This is a genomic window from Sporosarcina siberiensis, from assembly GCF_042681925.1.
Taxonomy (GTDB): Bacteria; Bacillota; Bacilli; order Bacillales_A; family Planococcaceae; genus Sporosarcina; species Sporosarcina siberiensis.
Genome location: NZ_JBHUGI010000034.1, coordinates 259,167 through 279,767, shown reverse-complemented (window position 1 = coordinate 279,767; position 20,601 = coordinate 259,167). Strand labels below are relative to the sequence as shown.

Sequence of the window (20,601 nt, the reverse complement as noted above, 5' to 3'; positions counted from 1 at the left end):
ATGCTGCACGTCGAAAATATTTCAGGTGGTTACGGAAAAGTACCCATCGTAAAGTCCATAACGTTCTCTGTAAATAAAGGAGAAGTGCTCGGCATCCTTGGCCCGAACGGCAGTGGGAAGTCTACTTTACTCAAAATCATATCCGGTATTCTTCCAGCAACAGAAGGAACCGTTACAATTGATGGGAAATTGTCTACGAAATACTCTCAAAAAGAATTTGCGAGGAAAGTAGCTGTTTTGCCACAACTACATGCACATGCATTTTCACATACGGTCACCGATACCGTTGCTCTTGGAAGGTATCCGCACCAAAGTGGAATTTTTTCATCTTGGTCGGATGAAGATCAGCGTGCTGTTCAAGAAGCGATGCACAATACATCTATAACTCGTTATGAGAAAACACCGATTGAACTTCTATCCGGTGGTGAGCAGCAACGCGTTTTTGTAGCGCAAGCTCTCGCACAAGAAGCTCCTATTTTATTGTTAGATGAACCGACAAACCATTTAGACATTGCCCATCAGCAACAGCTTCTTGATACGATTCGACAACAAGCGATCGAAAAAGAATTGACCGTCGTTTCCGTTTTCCATGACATTAACTTAGCTTCTGTCTATTGCGATCGCCTTTTATTGTTGGACAACGGTAAAATCTCCAGTATTGGTACACCTCAAGACGTAATAAAAGAGGAAGCCATTCTAAACGTTTACAAAGCACGAGTGAAAACGCAACCTCATCCAGAGCTTCCTAAGCCACAAATTACACTTCTGGCGGATTCGAAAGTTAAAATCGAACCATTTGTTGTTACAAAAAAAGATTTTAACATTACATCTGAATATGTTTCTCTGCAAACAAAGCACTCACTGAAAACACTGTCTTCAGCAGTTCATAATGCGGGAATGGGTTGGTATAAAGCGTTTGTCAATCGCCATGTGGATGTAGATTACGCCTGTGAAGACGTGAAACTAGAAATGGCCAATTATCTTGAGATGAAAAACTTTCATACATCGGATACGGTTGGAATGATGACGGCAGTTTTGACGGAACACGCAGAAGTTGAGGAATATACAGGGGACTTCGGATCCGTTTTAATCGCAGTGACTGCGGGTATTGGAAACGCAGTGGACGTATCCCAAGCGCTTAAGCGTGATGAAAAACCGAAAGTCGGAACCATCAATACATGGGTCATTATTAACGGTGAACTTCCGGATGAGGCCTTTATCCAAGCGATGATTACGGCAACAGAAGCAAAAGCGAAAGCGCTTCAAACCGAAGGAGTACTAGATCCGCTCACAAATACGATTGCGACGGGAACATCCACGGATAGTCTGCTCATTGCGGCAACGCAGACAGGTGAATATTTGCCGTACGCAGGTCCGATTACGGATCTTGGAAAACAAATCGGGCATGGTGTTTACGACTGCACGGTGCGGGCCATTCAAGCATATAAAGCCGCGAAAGGATGGACGGTATGATTCCAGCACATTTTATCGCCATCGCACTCGGTTTTTTACTGGACCGGATCATTGGTGACCCACCGAAATGGCCGCATCCAATCCGCTTCCTTGGGACATTCATTTCAAAAGCAACAACCGTGTTGAATAAAGGACGATTTCGCATCGCAAAAGGCGCGTTCTTATTAATTCTCACAATAGCAATGGTTTTCGTACTTGTATTTTTCGTTGTAGGATTTGCTTACAAGTTCCATCCGATTCTCGGAATTGCTGTTGAAGCGGTTTTAATTGCCATTGGACTCGCACAAAAAAGCTTGCGGGATGCAGCACTCGAAGTGTATCGTCCGCTTGAATTGGGAAATTTACCGGAAGCGCGTGAGAAGTTATCATGGATTGTCGGTCGCGACACAAAACATTTGAATGAAAGCGCGATTGCGCGGGGTGCTGTTGAAACGGTTTCTGAGAACACATCTGACGGTGTCACAGCGCCACTTTTCTGGGCATTCCTTTTAGGAGCTCCTGGATTATGGCTCTACAAAACGGTGAACACGCTTGACTCGATGGTAGGATATCGAGACGAACGATTTGAGAAATTCGGGAAGGTTTCTGCCCGAATGGACGATGTACTCAATTTCATTCCAGCACGAATTACGGGTTTGTTGATTTTACTGTACACTCCGAATGAAGGACAAATGCCTTTCATGAAACGGTTTGCGCGTTGGAGCCGGGATGCAAGACGTCATCCAAGTCCGAACAGCGGATTTTTGGAAGCAGCAACTGCTTGGCAACTTGGAATCACTTTAGGTGGGAAAAGTACGTATCGCGGTGTTGTTTCCAACAAGCCTGAATTCGGCCCAGAAAATGCACCACTAACAGCTAAACATATCAAATCCACGATTACTGAAATGCATACAGTGTCCTTCGTATTTTGGTTCATAATGACTTTAATTGGAGTGTTGTTTTATGGCCTTGCCTGAACACGGTGCGAATCCGCATACTGTTTATGAAAAATTAAATATGAAACAACCTACTCATGTGATGGATTTCAGCGAGAACGTGAATCCCGCGGGACCTCCGAAGGAAGTTGCAAATGAGTGGCCACAATTAATGGAGAAATTATCGGTCTATCCGGATCCACAAGGAGAACCGTTTTTATCGGCAGTAGGTAAATTCCATCTTATTGACACCGACTGTTTATTTGCAGGAAATGGGGCTGCGGAACTGCTGACCTTTGTTGCGGAAAGGTATCGCGGGAAGCGAGCGATAGTTGTTCATCCTACGTTCTCAGAATACGAAGCGACTCTTTCAGCGAAAAATGTGGAAGTCATTCGGGTTTTATCCGAAGAAAAGCTGGGATTTCAATTCCCTGTTGAACAGATTATGGAAGAAATGGGTACATCAGATGTGCTCTACTTATGCACTCCGAATAACCCGACAGGAATGATGCCGAATGAAATAGATTTGCTAAAAATCATTCAGTACGGCGTTGAAGTGAGTTGTGAAATTGTGCTGGATGAAGCATTTATTGATTTTGTGGATGAATCGCTTTCTTTCATTCCCAAATTGACGGAATACCCCCATGTTATTGTCGTTCGATCGATGACGAAAATGTATGCGGTACCTGGAATTCGTCTTGGATATGTCGCAGCAAACAAAACGGTTATTTCGGAAATGAAAACGCTCGCTCCGCACTGGAATGTCAACGGAATTGCAGCTCATATTGGGGCGATCTGTTTACAGGAAGATGAGTATCGTCAACAGGCAATTGAGCACAGCAATCGGGAACGTGAAAAGTTGAGCGGTTTTCTGCTTGAAAAGGGTTGTGAGGTAACGGCATCCGTCACAAACTTTTTGTCGTTTACAGTAGGAGCACACCGGGATTCGAAGAAATTGTACGTAGATTTACTTCGTAAGGGAATTGTTCTTCGGCACTCTGAAAACTTTCTCGGAATGGACGGCCGTTGGTTCCGAATCGGTATGAAGAATGAGCCTGAAATGACGGTGTTGAAAGAGGTGTTGGCGGAGTGGTTCGAGGAAAACTGACGTTCATAAGCGGTGGTGCGCGAAGCGGGAAAAGTACATATGCTGAAAAAATACTTGTTGAGGAAGCGAAGCAAAATAGTGGTCGTCTCGTTTACATTGCATCGGGTTCTAAAACGGACTCTGAAATGATGGAACGCATTGAGAAGCATCGTCTTGACCGATCGAAATTCAATTGGACAACGATTGAACAACCCGTAAACTTAGAAGAAATCCTTCCGCATATTCGTCGAGGAGACTTGGTGTTATGGGATTGTGTAACGACGTGGCTCGCAAATGAATTGTATTTGGCGGCTGAATGTATCGAACAGACTGAAGTTCAGCTTTATAAAACGATTGAAGAGGTGCGCGCACTCGCGAGTCATTTCGTGATTGTGTCGAATGAAGTGCTGGATGAACCGCCGTCTGTTTATTCGGAAGTTCGAACGTACAGTGAAGCGCTTGGCCGAATTCATACAGAACTTGTCAAAAACTCAACTACGGCAATTGAAATGGACTACGGGCTGGCGACATTTTGGAAAGGGGAGGACGGTTTATGAACGGTATTTTACTGGCACTCCAATTTTTCACGGTACTTCCGATTAAGAAAGAATTGCTCCTTGGCCGAAAAGAAGTCACTTCAATGTATAGTGCACTTCCTTTCGTCGGAGCGGCAATTGGTTTTATCGTATTTCTTCTGTCGGTTTTTCTGCTGAGTTCGTTAAATCTAGGGACACTGCTCGTTGCGGTAGTTTTGGTTGTTGCAGGAATCGTTTTAACAGGTGGTTTGCATGTAGACGGTTTTGCAGATACGGGCGATGCCTTTTTTTCATACCGGGATCGTTTGAAGCGACTTGAGATTTTAGAGGATCCGCGAATTGGAGCATTCGGTACACTCTCGATCTTGATGTTGGTCCTTCTGAAAATCGCTTTGCTGAATGAAGTTCTGATGAAAGAGGCAGGCAGTAGTGTGCTGTTCATTGCGGTCCCTTTTTTAGCAAGAGGGACAATGAATCTGTATTTCACAACTTCACGTTTAGCGAAAGACACAGGAATCGCGCACTTCTTTAAAGAGAAAATCGCGAATCGATGGGTGAATGGGATTTCTTTACTGGGCGGGATTCTGATGTTGATTGCAATGGGAGTTGTGTTGGAAAGCGTACTGATTCCATCTGTTTTCCTAGGTGTTCTCGCACTATCGTTAGTGTTGTATAAAAGATGGTCCGTGAAGCATTTCGGGGGTGTTACAGGTGATTTGGCTGGAGCATTTATCGAAGGACTGGAGACGATTTTATGGGCAACGGTTATTGTATTCATTTAATTCGTCATTTACCTACTGAGGGCAATAAAAAGCGGCGGTACATTGGTTGGACGGATGAACCGATTTTGGAGCCAAGCAGTGTGTTGAAATGTACACTAAACGTCTCGAAACTGTATGGAAGTGATCTCTTGCGGGCCAAGCAGACCGCGGAAATTTATTTTCCAAATACCGTTTATAATGAAGACCGCGCTTGGCGAGAATGTTATTTTGGAGAATTTGAAGGAAAAACATATGCGCATCTTGAAAAAGATTTAGAGTACCGAGATTGGATTGACGATCCGTTTGGCAAAGCTCCCAGAGGTGGAGAAAGTCTGTTGGACGTAGAAACCCGTATTGTACCTGCACTTATGAAGATACCGGACCAATCAGTTGTTGTTACACACGGCGGTCCGATTCGCATCATTATGACGCTGTTTTCATCCGAAGAAAAGGAGTTTTGGTCTTGGGATGTCCCTCATGGATCCTGTTACCGACTTGAATGGGAAAGTAAAAAGGCATTTCAGGAGGGAAAAAAATGCACATCTATATTGGCGGTGCCCATAACGGCAAACGAGCGTATGTAAGAAAAGTACTTAAAAATCAACGTGTTCAGTGGTTTGAAGGGGAATTGCCGGATGAGGTGAATTCTAATCAGCATTTTGTTGTAGCGGGTCTTGAAAACTGGCTTCTTCACACGGATTTACCTGAACAACAAGCAATTGACTTAATCGTGAGCAGTGTAAAAGGTCAAAATGCAGTCATCATCTTAACGGATATGAACCGCGGCATTGTTCCTATGGAGGCAGCACAAAGAAACCTACGAGATGTATGCGGACGCTTGTATCAAAGATTGATTTTGGAAGCGGATGAAGTTACGCGCATTTGGTATGGTCTTGCACAAAACTTGAAGAAAAGGGGAGATTGAGTATGAAAATATATACAAAAACAGGGGATAAAGGTCAAACAAGTTTAATAGGCGGTCGTGTGGACAAAGACGATTTACGTGTAGAAGCTTACGGCACGTTGGATGAATTGAATTCATTCGTTGGGAAAGCAATGACGGAACTGGATACAACTTTGTTTGCGGATATGCTTGTAGATCTTGAAGCCATTCAAAATGAGTTGTTCGATGCTGGAACAGATCTTGCGAATGTAATGAAAGACCGCCATTATAAATTATCGGATGAACCGGTTGAAGTATTGGAGCAAAGAATTGACGCTTTAATGGAAGAAGCACCACCGCTTGAGAAGTTTATATTACCTGGAGGATCGCCTGCTGCTGCTACGCTTCATATTGCGCGCACTGTAACGAGACGTGTTGAACGTCAAACGGTTACTTTGATGAAAGCGAGTGAAGATGTATCGCCAATTGTGGCTCGTTATTTAAACCGATTGTCGGATTACTTCTTCGTTGCGGCTCGAATCGTAAATGCTCGTTTAAATATCGCGGATAACGAATACGTTCGCAGTGCAAAAGTATTTAGAACAGAAAAAAGCGAGAAAAAATCAGAATCTTAATTAAGTTCTCACATTCAAAAAACGAGTGTGAGATACATAGAAAACGCTGTTTTTTCATTTACTTATAGATTTTTTAAAAAGTTCTAAAAATATTTAAACAAAGGTTTTTATACTTGTAAATAAATATAGTCACTACCCCCTAGCTTTCTTAATGCTCACAAAACCCTTTGTTATCAGATAAATGGCGTGAAGTAGCAAGCTGATTCATGCTGTATACCAAAATAGGGGTGTTGACTGAACGCTCATTCATAACTTATAATTGGAAATACACTATCGACATATTGTGAAGTATCTACTACACTAGTCTATAGCATTTAACTTCATGGAAGGGGAGAAGGTTAGTGGGACCACTACTTATCGCGAATTGGGTACTATTTCTTGCAGTTGTCGCATACGCACTCGCATTATTTACACATTTAATTAAGACAAGAATCCAGTTCATTAAGCTTGGAAAGAAAGTAGAATTTGATCATAATATTGCGGAAAGACTTCGTAATATTTGGATATATGTATTCGGTCAAAAGAAACTATTGAAAGACAAGAAAAGTGGAACGATTCATGTTATGTTCTTTTACGGATTTTTAATGGTTCAATTTGGGGCAATCGACCTTGTTTGGAAAGGGTTGAAACCGGGATCGCATCTACCACTAGGTCCAGTTTACGGATTTTTCACTTTTTTCCAAGAGATTGTAGTATTGACGATACTTGTCGCAGTAGTTTGGGCGTTTCACCGTCGTTATATTGAAAAACTCGTACGTTTGAAACGAGGATGGAAATCGGGACTTGTTCTTATTTTCATCGGAGGCTTAATGCTTTCAACTCTTGTAGCAAACGGTATGAATATGATTTGGCACGGTCATGCAGCAACATGGACTGAACCGGTTGCATCCGCAATTGCTCTCATCTTTGGCTTTATGCCAACAACTGGAGCAGCAGTGATCTTTTTCATTGGCTGGTGGGTTCACCTATTAATACTATTAACGTTCTTAGTTTACGTACCACAATCGAAGCATGCTCACTTAATTGCAGGACCGGTAAATACATACTTTCACCGTCTTGATAATGCTGGAAGACTTATTCCAATCGATTTCGAAGCGATGGAAAATGCTGAAAGCGAAGAGGACATGCCTGCTCTTGGGGTAGGTAAAATTACGGACTTTACACAAATTCAAATGATTGATTTTTACGCCTGTGTTGAGTGTGGACGCTGTACGAATATGTGTCCTGCCACTGGAACAGGAAAAATGTTGTCTCCAATGGATTTAATCACAAAACTACGTGATAACTTAACAAATACAGGTGCACTTGTGACAAAGCAAAAGCCATGGGTTCCGTCATTAGCGTTTAACAATTCGCAAGGGAATCAAATTGCATTTGCAGCGGGACTTGAAGGCGCATCAATGGACGATATATACAACCCTTCGTTAATCGGTGATATTATTACTGAAGAAGAAATTTGGGCTTGTACGACTTGCCGTAACTGTGAAGATCAGTGTCCAGTTATGAACGAACATGTCGATAAAATTATCGACCTACGTCGTCACCTTGTTATGGTTGAAGGAAAAGTGAACCCGGATGCACAGCGTGCGATGACAAACATCGAGCGTCAAGGTAATCCATGGGGCTTGAACCGGAAAGAAAAGGAAAAATGGAGAGAAGCACGTCCAGACCTTTACATTCCAACAGTGAAAGAATTGAAAAAAGAAGGCAAAGAATTCGAATTCTTATTATGGGTTGGTTCAATGGGTTCATTTGACAGCAGATCTCAGAAAATTGTCGAATCTTTTGTACATCTTATGAATAAGGCCGATATCAGCTTTGCTATTCTTGGTAATAAAGAAAAGAACTCTGGAGATACACCGCGCCGTTTAGGAAATGAATTCTTATTCCAAGAACTGGCTACGTCGAATATCGAAGAGTTTGAAAAAGCGGGCATTACGAAGATTGTTACAATCGATCCGCACGCATACAACATCTTTAAAAACGAATACCCGGATTTTGGATTTAAAGCAGAGGTCCTTCATCATACTGAAATGCTTTATGACTTAGTGTCAAAAGGGATTCTGAAGCCAGAACATGAAATTGACGAAACGATTACGTTCCATGATTCTTGTTATTTAGGACGTTATAATGACGTTTATGATCCACCACGTGAAATTCTAAGAGCCATTCCAGGTGTAAAGCTTGTTGAAATGGAACGTAGCCGTGAAGACGGAATGTGTTGTGGAGCTGGTGGCGGAATGATGTGGATGGAAGAAGATGTAGGACAGCGCGTAAACGTTGCCCGTACTGAACAAGCACTTGAAGTGAGCCCAGGAATTATTTCTTCCGGTTGTCCGTACTGTCTGACAATGTTGTCAGATGGAACGAAAGCGAAAGAAGTAGAAAACTCTGTTGGCACATATGATATTGCAGAACTTCTTGAACGCTCAATTTTCGGAAGTGACTGGAAACCTGAGTTGGCAGAAGAAGTTGAACCGATTTTGCAATAACAGAAGAAACTCGATATAATAGAATGAATTAGATAAAAAGGAAGTGTTCGCACTTCCTTTTTTCTTTGTAATAGTACTGAGCGAGCGTTCAGTCGTGTGATTCAGTGAACACTTGAAAGCGTTATCAAACAAAAATTGGAGGCGATGGAAATGATTCGAACGGTTATTCTAGGGGGAGCACGTACACCATTTGGGAAACTCGGAGGCTCACTTCAAACACTTTCCGCAAGCGATCTAGGCGGAATGGCAATACGTGAGGCACTTAACCGAACAGACGTTAAAGAAACCGAAATTGACGAAGTGATCATCGGTACGGTTCTTCAGGCAGGGCAAGGCCAAATTCCATCAAGGCAAGCGGCAACAAAAGCGGGCATTCCGTGGAGTGTCAAAACTGAAACGATTAATAAAGTATGTGCATCCGGAATGAGAGCCGTTACACTTGGCGACCAACTCATCCGACTCGGAGACGAAGAAGTTATCGTTGCGGGTGGAATGGAGTCGATGTCGAATGCGCCTTATTACTTACCAAAAGGTCGATTCGGACTGAGGATGGGCGATGCTCAACTGATTGACGGAATGATCTACGACGGTCTTACATGCTCATTTTCACCGGACAACGTCCATATGGGAACATACGGGAATTCTACGGCCGAAGAATTTTCATTAACAAGAGAAGCTCAAGATGCATGGTCTCTTCGCAGTCATGAACGTGCATTACAGGCAATTAATGGCGGTTTATTTCAAGAAGAAATTGTTCCTGTTGAACTCAAACAGAGAAAAGGCGACCCGTTAATCGTCGATACAGACGAAGCACCGCGCTCGGATACGTCACTTGAAACGCTTGCGAAATTGCGTCCTGCATTTGGTAAAGACGGAACAATTACAGCAGGCAATGCACCTGGAGTGAATGACGGGGCATGTGCTCTTGTTCTTATGAGTGAATCTCGTGCGAAAAGTGAAGGGAAAACACCTCTCGCAACGATTATTGGTCATGCGGAAGTGGCGATTGAACCGAAGAACTTCCCTCAAACACCAGGGCTTGTGATTAATGAATTATTGAAAAAGACAGGTAAAAAACTTGAAGAGATTGACCTCTTTGAAATAAATGAAGCATTTGCGGCAGTTGCACTTGCAAGTTCGGAAATCGCAGGACTGGATCCTGAAAAAGTGAACGTCAACGGGGGCGCAGTCGCACTCGGACATCCAATTGGAGCTAGTGGTGCTCGCATTATCTTGACACTAGCCTATGAACTCAAACGCCGCGGCGGTGGAATCGGTATTGCATCGATTTGCTCGGGTGGCGGTCAAGGCGACGCAGTTATGATTGAAGTGGGGGGACCAAGTAATGGAAATTAACAAAATAATGGTCATCGGTGCAGGACAAATGGGTTCAGGAATCGCTCAAGTATGCGCTCAGGCAGGCTACGCGGTTTATTTAAACGATATTAAAGAAGAGTCCTTTGCAAAAGGGCTTGCTGGAATTACGAAAAACTTGTCTAGAAGTGTCGAAAAAGAACGAATGACGGAAGATGAAAAAAATGCCATACTAGCGAGGATTAGTAAGTCACTCGATCTTCAAGATGCTGAAAATGTGGATTTAATTATCGAAGCAGCTGTTGAAAATATGGACATTAAAAAGACGATTTTTAAGAAGTTAGATGCAATAGCACCATCACATACGATTCTTGCTACAAATACTTCATCTTTGTCGATCACCGAGCTCGCTGCGGTTACAGCTCGTCCGGAAAAAGTAATCGGCATGCACTTTATGAATCCAGTACCTGTTATGAAACTCGTAGAAATTATTCGAGGACTTGCGACAACAGATGAAGTGTATAAAGCCGTTGAAGATTTAACAAGGGATCTAACAAAAGTTCCGGTGGAAGTAAACGATTTCCCTGGTTTCGTTGCAAATCGCGTACTTATGCCGATGATCAACGAAGCGATTTACACACTTTATGAAGGTGTCGCTACAAAAGAAGCCATTGACGACGTTATGAAACTGGGTATGAATCACCCAATGGGCCCCCTACAACTCGCGGACTTCATTGGACTCGATACATGTCTTTATATTATGGAAACATTGCATGAAGGATTCGGAGACTCCAAATATAGACCGTGTCCACTGCTTAGAAAGTATGTCAATGCGGGTTGGTATGGCAAGAAATCAGGTCGCGGATTTTACAGTTATGAATAAAAGGTTAATGACCTTTAAGGAGAAGCGCATATGAATTTAGCACATACTGAAGAACAACTGATGATGCGTGATATGGTCCGTACTTTTGCGAAGAAAGAAATTGAACCCTTTATTCCGAATATGGAAGCCGGCGAGTTTCCTAGAGGGATCTTGAAGAAAATGGGCGAGATTGGTTTGATGGGCATTACTGTTCCAGAAGAATACGGCGGTTCAAATATGGATTTCGTTTCTTATATTACCGCAATTCATGAGCTGTCCAAAGTGAGTGCAGTTGTCGGAGTAATCTTATCCGTACACACTTCTGTAGGCACAAACCCAATCATGTATTTTGGAAATGAAGAACAGAAAAATCATTATTTACCCAAAATGGCGAGTGGTGAATACCTAGGTGCCTTTTGTTTAACCGAATCTTCTTCAGGTTCTGATGCGGGTTCATTAAAAACACGCGCGGTGAAATCCGGTGATGAATACATTTTAAACGGTTCGAAAATGTTTATTACAAATGGTGGGGAAGCAGATGTATATATTGTTTTTGCATCGACGGATCCTTCTAAGAAAACGTACGGCATTTCGGCTTTTATTGTCGATAAAAACACACCTGGTTTAATTATCGGAAAAGATGAACGTAAAATGGGACTACACGGTTCTCGTACCGTTGAATTGATTTTTGACAACATGAAAGTGCCTGCCAAAAATCTTCTTGGTGAAGAAGGTGGAGGGTTTAAAATTGCGATGGCAAACTTAGACGTTGGTCGAATCGGCATCGCAGCTCAAGCGCTCGGCATTGCAGAAGCCTCGCTTGAAGCGGCAACCGGCTACGCAAAACAACGTGTCCAGTTCGGCAAACCGATCTCAGAGCAACAAGGAATTGGATTCAAACTCGCTGATATGGCGACGGCAGTGGAAGCAGCAAGATTACTCGTCTACCGCGCTGCACAGCTCCGCTCAGAGGGGTTGCCGTGTGGAAAAGAAGCATCCATGGCAAAACTATTCGCCTCAAAAGCAGCTGTCGATGGATCCATCGAAGCAGTTCAAGTGTTTGGAGGATACGGTTATACAGAAGATTATCCGGTAGAACGCTATTTCCGCGACGCGAAAGTAACGGAAATCTACGAAGGTACAAGCGAAATTCAGCGCATTGTTATTAGCAAATTCTTAACGAGGCAATAGGAAGTGTAGGGGTTGGATTGTCCAACCAGAATCGGTTTAGTCCAACGAAGCGAGCGGATGATCCAACCAGAACGGTTTAGTCCAACGAAGCAAACCGATAGTCCAACCAGAATCGGATTAGTCCAACCAGAACTGTACTTAGTCCAACGAAATCAATAAATAGAGAAACCAAAAAAATAAATCATAGGTGGGAAAACAAATGAATTTTAAACTATCAGAAGAACATGAAATGATCCGGAAAATGGTACGTGATTTTGCAATGAAGGAAGTTGCGCCGACTGCAGCAGAACGTGATGAAGAAGAACGATTTGATATGGATTTATTCAAAAAAATGGCGGACCTCGGTTTAACAGGTATTCCTTGGCCGGAAGAATACGGCGGTATCGGAAGTGACTTCCTTGCGTATGTGATTGCGGTTGAAGAGCTTTCACGCGTGTGTGCATCAATGGGAGTAACGCTTTCAGCTCATACATCTCTTGCAGGGTGGCCGGTTTATAAATATGGAACAGAAGAGCAAAAGCAGAAATACCTTCGCCCAATGGCAGAAGGAACGAAAATCGGTGCTTACGGATTGACGGAACCTGCTTCCGGTTCAGACGCTGGCGCAATGAGAACAACTGCGAAACTCGACGGAGACGACTATGTCCTTAATGGTTCGAAAATCTTTATTACAAATGGTGGTATTGCAGACATTTACGTCGTTTTTGCAGTGACCAATTCAGAAGGCAAGCGTCCTGAAACGAGTGCATTTATTGTCGAAAAAGACTTCCCAGGTTTCTCTGTTGGGAAAAAAGAACGCAAACTTGGAATTCGTTCATCACCAACGACTGAAATTATGTTCGATAATTGTCGTGTACCAAAAGAAAACTTACTTGGAAATATCGGCGATGGCTTTGTCATTGCAATGAAAACATTGGACGGTGGGCGTAACGGTATCGCGGCACAAGCTGTGGGAATCGCACAAGGTGCACTGGATGCTTCTGTGGAATATGCAAAAGGACGCGAACAGTTCGGTAAACCAATCGCTGCCAACCAAGGAATCGGTTTTAAACTAGCGGATATGGCAACGTCTATTGAAGCATCACGTCTTCTGACGTACCAAGCAGCTTGGCTCGAGTCGAACGGTCTGCCTTATGGTAAAGAGTCCGCTATGGCGAAACTAATGGCTGGAGACACTGCAATGAAAGTTACAACGGATGCTGTTCAAGTATTTGGTGGATATGGATATACAAAAGATTATCCGGTAGAACGCTATATGCGCGACGCGAAAATCACTCAAATTTATGAAGGAACGCAAGAAATTCAACGTCTTGTGATTTCACGCATGCTTACAAAATGAGTAGAGGTGCAGAAGTGACTATGAAACGTGAAGTGAAATCATCGGTAAAAGATGAGAACTTAATTGAAATACGTCGCAACCAAATGATTCAGGGATCGGTAAAACTGTTTAAAGAAAAAGGTTTTCACCGGACGACAACGCGTGAAATTGCGAAAGAAGCGGGTTTTAGTATTGGTACACTTTACGAATACATTCGAACGAAGGAAGATGTGCTGTTCCTCGTTTGTGACAGTATTTACGACGAAGTGAACAATCGTCTCTCCGCGCTTTCCTTGACGGACGGAACGCTGAATGGTCTAAAATTAGCAATCCATCAGTACTTTAGTTTAATCGATGATATGTCGGACGAGTTTCTCGTGATGTATCAAGAATCGAAGTCCTTACCAAAAGATGCGTTGCAATATGTGCTGAAGAAGGAAATGCTTATGGTTGCTCTGTTTGAGAATCTTCTAGAATCGTGCGTTAAGTCGGGGGAACTGCGTACCGAAAAAAAGAATATAAACTTAACTGCACACCACATCGTTGTTCAAGGTCAAATGTGGGCATTTCGCAGATGGGCACTTCATGCAAATTATTCAATTGAAGAATACATTCAAGTTCAAACAGATCAGCTTATGAATGGAATGGTAAACGTTCATTAATTAAAAAGGGGTGTACTATAAATGGCGACAGTAGAAGTGTATAAACCGAAACATCATATACGTTTTGTGACGGCATCAAGTTTGTTTGACGGGCATGATGCATCCATTAATATTATGCGTCGTATTTTGCAATCAACAGGTGCAGAAGTCATTCATCTTGGGCATAATCGCTCGGTCGAGGAAATTGTAAATGCTGCAATCCAAGAAGATGTACAAGCGATTGCAATGTCTTCGTACCAAGGCGGACATGTTGAATACTTCAAATATATGTACGACTTGCTGCAAGAACGCAATGCGCCTCATATCCGTATTTATGTAGGTGGCGGCGGCGTTATTATCCCAAAGGAAATCAAGGAACTGCATGAGTATGGAATTTCATGGGTGTTCTCGCCTGAAGACGGTCGAAAATTAGGCCTTCAAGGGATGATTAACCAAATGATGGAAGAGTGCGATTTCCTCACAGAAATTGATGATGAAATGGCGAATCTTGAAAAGGTAACTACTGAAAACCCAGAAGTGCTCGCAAACTTAATTACGTATGCTGAAGAAACGTACGACAAAGACAATTCCGACGCAAAAGCACTGATTCAAAAAGCGAGAGAAATGTCGAAAGACACTCCGATACTTGGAATTACCGGTACGGGTGGAGCGGGGAAAAGTTCTCTTACGGATGAATTAATTCGGAGATTTCTTCATGAACTTCCGGATAAGAAAGTCGCGATCCTTTCGATTGATCCAACGAAGCAGAAAACAGGCGGCGCGCTTCTCGGGGACCGGATACGGATGAATTCGATTTTCAACAAGCGAGTATTCATGCGCAGTCTTGCAACAAGGGGTTCTCGTTCGGAACTTTCGGGTGCTATTAAAGATGTACTGGATATCGTGAAAGTTGCGGGATTCGATTTAATTGTTGTTGAAACAAGTGGTATTGGTCAAGGGGATGCCGATATTGCGGACATTGCAGACGTTTCGATGTATGTAATGACGAGTGAATTTGGTGCGCCAACACAACTGGAGAAAATCGACATGATTGATTATGCGGATTTAATTGCCATCAATAAGTTTGAACGTAAAGGCTCAGAAGACGCGATGCGCCAAGTACAAAAACAGTTCCAACGCAGTCGTCTGTTATGGGATAAAGAAATCGATCAAATGCCGGTTTACGGAACAATCGCAAGTCAGTTCAATGACAAAGGAACGAATTACCTTTTTGGTGCAATCGTCAATGTTTTGAATGAAAAATGCGGTTTGGACTGGGAAACTTCATATACTGAATTTGTAAAAACGCAGAAACAAAACGTCATCATTCCAACAGAGCGTCTTCATTACTTACGTGAAATTACCGATTCGGTTCGGGGATATCATAAAAAGTCCGAAGTTCAAGAAGAGCTCGCACGCAAATTGTTTCAACTTGAAGGGGCACGGGATGTTGTTCTAGAAAAAGCTCCAGACGACGCACTTGTTGCATCGTTAAACTCACTCGCAGATGGTGTTCGTGACGAACTGACAGCTGAATCCAAGCGCATTTTAGCAAACTGGGAGCAGTTGAAGGAATCGTATGCTGGCGATGAACTTGTAACCAAAGTACGCGATAAGGAAATTCGGACAATTCTTCGGACGGTAAGTCTGTCTGGCTCGAAAATTCCCAAAGTTTCGCTTCCGAAGTTTAAAGATTACGGAGAAATTATTCGCTGGGTATATCGTGAAAACGTTCCAGGTTCTTATCCGTATACGGCGGGTGTGTTCCCGTTTAAACGTGAGGGGGAAGATCCAAAACGTCAATTTGCGGGAGAAGGAACGCCTGAGCGAACGAACCGCCGTTTTCATTATTTATCCAAAGACGATGATGCCAAGCGTTTATCGACAGCATTCGACTCAGTAACGTTGTACGGTGAAGATCCACACGAGCGTCCCGATATTTACGGGAAAGTTGGAGAATCTGGTGTCAGCATTTGTACGCTTGAAGATATGAAGAAGTTGTATGAAGGTTTCGATCTTTGTGCACCTGCAACGTCTGTTTCAATGACCATTAACGGACCTGCTCCAATTATTCTAGCGATGTTTATGAATACCGCAATCGATCAACAAGTGAAGAAAAACGAAGAAGAACTTGGTCGTACATTGACGCTTGAAGAGTATACAGCGGTCAAAGAGGGAACGATGCAAGTTGTTCGAGGCACAGTGCAAGCGGATATATTGAAAGAGGACCAAGGGCAAAACACATGTATTTTCTCAACAGAATTTGCACTCAGGCTCATGGGCGATATTCAGCAGTATTTCATTGACGAAAAAATTCGCAATTACTATTCGGTTTCAATTTCGGGCTACCATATTGCAGAAGCCGGAGCGAATCCGATTTCACAGCTCGCATTTACATTGGCCAACGGTTTTACGTATGTCGAGTATTATTTAAGCCGAGGAATGAACATCGATGATTTCGCACCCAATCTATCTTTCTTTTTCTCGAATGGTTTAGATCCAGAGTACACGGTAATTGGCCGCGTAGCTCGTCGCATTTGGGCAGTTGCAATGCGTGAGAAATACGGCGCAAACGAACGAAGCCAAAAGTTGAAATACCACGTCCAAACATCCGGACGAAGCCTGCATGCGCAGGAAATCGACTTTAACGATATTCGCACAACGCTACAAGCGCTCATGGCACTCCAGGACAACTGTAACTCGCTTCATACAAATGCATACGACGAAGCCATTACAACGCCTACAGAAGAGTCTGTTCGTCGTGCAATGGCCATTCAGATGATCATTACAAAAGAACACGGCCTTTCGAAAAACGAAAATCCACTTCAAGGAGCATTCATCATTGATGAAGTGACGGACCTTGTCGAAGAAGCAGTTCTCGTCGAATTCAATCGCATGAATGACCGCGGCGGCGTTCTCGGAGCAATGGAAACACAATACCAAAGAGGTAAAATTCAAGAAGAATCCATGTTTTATGAAATGAAAAAACATACAGGCGAACTCCCAATCATTGGTGTGAACACGTACTTGAATCCAAATCCACCATCAGCAGACGACGTCGACAACATGGAAATTGCACGTGCAACAAAAGAAGAAAAAGAAACACAAATCTTAAACCTACGGGCATTCCAAAAGAGAAACGAAAGCGAACTCGACAACGCTTTAAAACAACTTAAAGAAGTAGCCGTAACAGGCGGCAACATCTTCGCCGAGCTAATGGAAACCGTAAAAGTAGCAAGCCTAGGCCAAATCACAAACGCCTTGTACGAAGTAGGCGGACAATACAGACGAAATATGTAAGTGGAAGTACTGTGGGTGCTGTGTGTGCAACGAAACTTGCGTTCATCCAACCAACTTGGTGGATAGTACAATCAACCAACGGGTTAGTCCAACCAATTTTTATTTAGTGCAACCAAAATCGGTTAGTCCAACCAAGACTCTGGTTTATCCAACCAAGCGCCGGGATAGTACAACCAAACCGTTTTTGGTCCAACCAGATTTCTTTGTGCACTAGGCACTCCTACAATTCACTGAGAATGATCCATCTAGCGCCAAAGCGTCAAATAAAGGAGGGCAGCCAAAGAACGCCGCCTCCATGCGGCAATGGCTGCACACCTGCATCCTGCAGGCGCAAGCGCCAAGCGGATTTGGGAAGTACACCCAATTAAAGAATCAAAGAATTAACTAATCCAATCCAAAAACCATCATAGAAACTTTCTAAAGATTGTGAGAGAATGGATATTAGCGGAAGTAGATACGTATAATAGAATCTAGAACAAAATAAAGAATCGCTTGGAAAGTGGTGCTGCTATGAAGTTGTATCTACACATATTGATTATCGCTATACTTATTACTCTCACATACTATCTTTACGGGAATGGATTAGGCGCGATTGCATTTTCCCTAATCACAATTTACTTAGCATTCATCGCTTACAAGCAACTTAAAGAGTGGAAGAAATTGAAAAGCGAAAAATAATTGATTAATACACAATACTTTACGTATCCTTATTTTTAAGATATAGTATGATGAATACAGTAATGTAGATTTGACTTGTACATAAAAGAGGCTGGGTTTGTCTGGTCTCTTTTTTTAATGATGGTTATCTATCTTTAAAGAAGGGACGTGTGTTTATTGAATATCCGTGAAATGACGAAAGAACAACTTTCGGAAGAATCGATGATTGATATCGCCTATGCAGTCTTAACTGAAAGAGGCAAAGGAGAACATTTAACATTACGCCAACTAATGGACGAAGTTCGTAAGCTTAATGGAGTAACTGTAAAAGCAATGGCAGATAATATGCAACAGTTTTACACGGACATGAATATCGACGGACGTTTTCTTTCCATTGACGACATTCGTTGGGGACTTCGCGAGTGGTATCCAGTGGACACGCTTGAAGAAGAAACGGCTCCTGTCGTAAAAGTACGTAGGAAACGTAAGAAAAAGAAAGTCCTTCTTGACGACGATTTCGATGATCTAGAAGACGATGACGATGAGGACGACGATGATGATGAAGAAGAGGATGACCTAGTTGTTGAAGGGTTTGACGAAATTGATACAGAAGAAGATGACGATGAAGACGACGAGGAAGAAGAAGTCGTTGAAATCGATGAAGATCTTCTTGACCCTGATGACGACTTAGAAGTCATTCCAGACGATGTGGAACTTGACGACGATGAAGAAGAGGAAGAAGAGGAAGAATAAATCCTTGACTTCAGCGACAGCGCAATATAAGATTTTACTGGGCTCCTTAAAATTAAGGACACATGAAAATCAGTGCATATGCGCTCCTACTGCTGGCAAAACTGCAGACGGGGCGCTTTTTTTAATTTTATAAATCGAACGAACGGAGGAATAAGCAATGACAAAATATATATTCGTAACAGGTGGGGTCGTATCCTCATTGGGTAAAGGAATTACGGCGGCATCACTCGGTCGCTTGCTGAAAAGTCGCGGTCTTCAAGTAACCATTCAGAAATTTGACCCGTACATAAACGTTGATCCTGGAACAATGAGTCCATACCAACACGGTGAAGTTTTTGTTACCGAAGATGGTGCTGAGACAGATTTAGACTTAGGTCATTATGAGCGTTTCATTGATATTAAATTAAATAAATACTCCAACGTAACGATGGGGAAAGTCTATTCATCTGTTCTGAAAAAAGAACGTCGTGGAGATTATGATGGTGCAACCGTTCAAGTAATTCCTCACATTACGAATGAAATAAAAGAACGTATATTGCGTGCGGGTAAGGAAACAAATGCGGATGTCGTCATTACAGAAATAGGCGGAAGTGTAGGGGATATCGAATCACTTCCATACATCGAAGCAATCCGTCAAATGAAAATGGATCTTGGTAAAAACGATGTGCTCTTTATTCACTGTACATTAGTTCCTTATCTTCAAGCTGCGGGTGAACTGAAAACAAAGCCTACACAACACAGTGTTAAAGAACTTCGTGGACTTGGAATTCAACCGAATATTATTGTGGTTCGAAGTGAATATCACCTTCCACAAGATATGAAAGATAAAATTGCTCTGTTTTGCAGCATAAAACCTGAAGAGGTTATTGAAGCAATTGATGCCGATTCACTATACGAAGTTCCTTTGTTATTGCATGAGCAAAATATGGACAAGATTGTCGTTGATTTCCTTGAGCTTGAAACGGATGAACCAGATATGACTGAACTGAGAGAGCTTGTAACGCTTGTGAAATCTCTTTCGAAAAAAGTTCGCATTGGCCTTGTAGGGAAATATGTTGAACTTCAAGATGCATATATCTCGGTAGTAGAATCACTTCGTCATGCTGGATTTAGCTATGATGCTGAAATTGAAGTGAAGTGGATTAATTCTGAAGAAGTAACGCGCGAAAACGTAGCGGAGTTCTTAAGCGATGTGGATGGCGTTATTGTTCCAGGCGGTTTCGGAGATCGTGGAATCGATGGGAAAATTGAAGCAATCACGTATGCCCGTGAACAAAATGTTCCGTTTTTCGGAATTGCACTTGGTATGCAGTTAGCGGCAATTGAATTTGCTCGAAATGTAGTTGGCTTAAAAGATGCACATTCGACTGAATTTAATCCGGAAACAAAAAATGCAATCATCAGTGTGCCCGCTTATAATGATGACAATGGTGGGACAAGACGTCTTGGTTTATTCCCATGTAAAGTAACACCAGGAACAATGGCGAGCGAAGCATACGGTGAAGAATTGATTTATGAACGTCATCGTCATGAGTATGAGTTCAACAATGAATTCCGTGAACCATTGGAAAATGTTGGACTGATTTTCTCGGGAATGAGTCCAGATGATCACCTAGTTGAAATTATTGAGCTTAAAGACAGACCGTTTTTTGTTGGATGCCAGTTCCATGCTGAATTTGCATCACGACCTACACGCCCACAGCCTTTATTCAAAGAGTTTATTGGTGCAGCGTTAGCAATGAAAAACGAATAGAAGTATTAAAAAAGCATTAAAGCGGGAAAAA

17 protein-coding genes are annotated in these 20,601 nt (G+C 42.6%); all 17 read left to right on the top strand.

The features are described from left to right. Entirely contained in the window at nucleotides 1-1,473 is a 1,473-nt protein-coding gene (locus ACFSFY_RS15295; protein WP_381539514.1) for an adenosylcobinamide amidohydrolase, read from the top strand. Further along, nucleotides 1,473-2,429, top strand: coding sequence for an adenosylcobinamide-phosphate synthase CbiB (gene cbiB / locus ACFSFY_RS15290; RefSeq protein ID WP_381539649.1), 957 nt, complete (start codon nucleotides 1,473-1,475; stop codon nucleotides 2,427-2,429). The genes ACFSFY_RS15295 and cbiB overlap by 1 nt, the downstream gene beginning before the upstream one ends. Further along, nucleotides 2,416-3,495, top strand: coding sequence for a pyridoxal phosphate-dependent aminotransferase (locus tag ACFSFY_RS15285; RefSeq protein WP_381539512.1), 1,080 nt, complete (start codon nucleotides 2,416-2,418; stop codon nucleotides 3,493-3,495). The genes cbiB and ACFSFY_RS15285 overlap by 14 nt, the downstream gene beginning before the upstream one ends. Then, a complete protein-coding gene (locus ACFSFY_RS15280; RefSeq protein WP_381539510.1) occupies nucleotides 3,477-4,031 on the top strand; it encodes a bifunctional adenosylcobinamide kinase/adenosylcobinamide-phosphate guanylyltransferase in 555 nt (184 codons plus the stop codon). The genes ACFSFY_RS15285 and ACFSFY_RS15280 overlap by 19 nt, the downstream gene beginning before the upstream one ends. After that, nucleotides 4,028-4,792, top strand: a complete 765-nt coding sequence (gene cobS / locus ACFSFY_RS15275) for an adenosylcobinamide-GDP ribazoletransferase (protein ID WP_381539508.1) — start codon at nucleotides 4,028-4,030, stop codon at nucleotides 4,790-4,792. The genes ACFSFY_RS15280 and cobS overlap by 4 nt, the downstream gene beginning before the upstream one ends. Next, nucleotides 4,765-5,355, top strand: a complete 591-nt coding sequence (locus ACFSFY_RS15270) for a histidine phosphatase family protein (RefSeq protein ID WP_381539506.1) — start codon at nucleotides 4,765-4,767, stop codon at nucleotides 5,353-5,355. The genes cobS and ACFSFY_RS15270 overlap by 28 nt, the downstream gene beginning before the upstream one ends. Next, nucleotides 5,307-5,696 carry a bifunctional adenosylcobinamide kinase/adenosylcobinamide-phosphate guanylyltransferase gene (locus ACFSFY_RS15265; protein WP_381539504.1) on the top strand — a complete coding sequence of 130 codons (390 nt, stop codon included), beginning with the start codon at nucleotides 5,307-5,309 and terminating at the stop codon, nucleotides 5,694-5,696. The genes ACFSFY_RS15270 and ACFSFY_RS15265 overlap by 49 nt, the downstream gene beginning before the upstream one ends. Before the next feature lie 2 nt (nucleotides 5,697-5,698). Beyond that, entirely contained in the window at nucleotides 5,699-6,289 is a 591-nt protein-coding gene (locus tag ACFSFY_RS15260; protein ID WP_381539502.1) for a cob(I)yrinic acid a,c-diamide adenosyltransferase, read from the top strand. A gap of 341 nt (nucleotides 6,290-6,630) precedes the next feature. Next, complete coding sequence (locus ACFSFY_RS15255) at nucleotides 6,631-8,781, top strand: (Fe-S)-binding protein (protein ID WP_381539500.1); 2,151 nt, start codon at nucleotides 6,631-6,633, stop codon at nucleotides 8,779-8,781. A gap of 150 nt (nucleotides 8,782-8,931) precedes the next feature. Beyond that, the gene (locus ACFSFY_RS15250; protein WP_381539499.1) at nucleotides 8,932-10,137 is read left to right on the top strand and encodes an acetyl-CoA C-acetyltransferase; all 1,206 of its coding nucleotides are present in this window, start codon (nucleotides 8,932-8,934) and stop codon (nucleotides 10,135-10,137) included. Then, the gene (locus tag ACFSFY_RS15245; RefSeq protein WP_381539497.1) at nucleotides 10,127-10,978 is read left to right on the top strand and encodes a 3-hydroxybutyryl-CoA dehydrogenase; all 852 of its coding nucleotides are present in this window, start codon (nucleotides 10,127-10,129) and stop codon (nucleotides 10,976-10,978) included. Before ACFSFY_RS15250 ends, ACFSFY_RS15245 begins: the two co-directional genes overlap by 11 nt. Nucleotides 10,979-11,008: 30 nt before the next feature. Beyond that, nucleotides 11,009-12,148, top strand: a complete 1,140-nt coding sequence (locus tag ACFSFY_RS15240) for an acyl-CoA dehydrogenase (protein ID WP_381539495.1) — start codon at nucleotides 11,009-11,011, stop codon at nucleotides 12,146-12,148. Between the two features lie 199 nt (nucleotides 12,149-12,347). Further along, nucleotides 12,348-13,487, top strand: a complete 1,140-nt coding sequence (locus tag ACFSFY_RS15235; protein ID WP_381539493.1) for an acyl-CoA dehydrogenase — start codon at nucleotides 12,348-12,350, stop codon at nucleotides 13,485-13,487. Nucleotides 13,488-13,501: 14 nt separating this feature from the next. Further along, on the top strand, nucleotides 13,502-14,128 hold the full coding sequence (locus tag ACFSFY_RS15230) for a TetR/AcrR family transcriptional regulator (protein WP_381539491.1): 627 nt from the start codon (nucleotides 13,502-13,504) through the stop codon (nucleotides 14,126-14,128). 21 nt (nucleotides 14,129-14,149) lie between these two features. Then, nucleotides 14,150-17,407: a fused isobutyryl-CoA mutase/GTPase IcmF gene (gene icmF, locus ACFSFY_RS15225; RefSeq protein ID WP_381539488.1), complete on the top strand. Its 3,258-nt coding sequence runs from the start codon at nucleotides 14,150-14,152 to the stop codon at nucleotides 17,405-17,407. Between the two features lie 825 nt (nucleotides 17,408-18,232). Beyond that, nucleotides 18,233-18,817, top strand: a complete 585-nt coding sequence (gene rpoE, locus ACFSFY_RS15220) for a DNA-directed RNA polymerase subunit delta (protein WP_381539486.1) — start codon at nucleotides 18,233-18,235, stop codon at nucleotides 18,815-18,817. A 157-nt stretch (nucleotides 18,818-18,974) separates the two neighbouring features. Further along, nucleotides 18,975-20,570 carry a CTP synthase gene (locus ACFSFY_RS15215; protein ID WP_381539484.1) on the top strand — a complete coding sequence of 532 codons (1,596 nt, stop codon included), beginning with the start codon at nucleotides 18,975-18,977 and terminating at the stop codon, nucleotides 20,568-20,570. The last annotated feature ends 31 nt before the right edge of the window (nucleotides 20,571-20,601 follow it).

Excerpts from the sequence above, each read along its gene's own strand:
- ACFSFY_RS15295 (WP_381539514.1), top strand. The coding sequence starts at position 1 with ATGCTGCACGTCGAAAATATTTCAGGTGGTTACGGAAAAGTACCCATC.
- ACFSFY_RS15285 (WP_381539512.1), top strand. The coding sequence starts at position 2,416 with ATGGCCTTGCCTGAACACGGTGCGAATCCGCATACTGTTTATGAAAAA.
- cobS (WP_381539508.1), top strand. The coding sequence starts at position 4,028 with ATGAACGGTATTTTACTGGCACTCCAATTTTTCACGGTACTTCCGATT.
- ACFSFY_RS15270 (WP_381539506.1), top strand. The coding sequence starts at position 4,765 with ATGGGCAACGGTTATTGTATTCATTTAATTCGTCATTTACCTACTGAG.
- ACFSFY_RS15265 (WP_381539504.1), top strand. The coding sequence starts at position 5,307 with ATGCACATCTATATTGGCGGTGCCCATAACGGCAAACGAGCGTATGTA.
- ACFSFY_RS15260 (WP_381539502.1), top strand. The coding sequence starts at position 5,699 with ATGAAAATATATACAAAAACAGGGGATAAAGGTCAAACAAGTTTAATA.
- ACFSFY_RS15250 (WP_381539499.1), top strand. The coding sequence starts at position 8,932 with ATGATTCGAACGGTTATTCTAGGGGGAGCACGTACACCATTTGGGAAA.
- ACFSFY_RS15245 (WP_381539497.1), top strand. The coding sequence starts at position 10,127 with ATGGAAATTAACAAAATAATGGTCATCGGTGCAGGACAAATGGGTTCA.
- ACFSFY_RS15240 (WP_381539495.1), top strand. The coding sequence starts at position 11,009 with ATGAATTTAGCACATACTGAAGAACAACTGATGATGCGTGATATGGTC.
- ACFSFY_RS15235 (WP_381539493.1), top strand. The coding sequence starts at position 12,348 with ATGAATTTTAAACTATCAGAAGAACATGAAATGATCCGGAAAATGGTA.
- icmF (WP_381539488.1), top strand. The coding sequence starts at position 14,150 with ATGGCGACAGTAGAAGTGTATAAACCGAAACATCATATACGTTTTGTG.
- ACFSFY_RS15215 (WP_381539484.1), top strand. The coding sequence starts at position 18,975 with ATGACAAAATATATATTCGTAACAGGTGGGGTCGTATCCTCATTGGGT.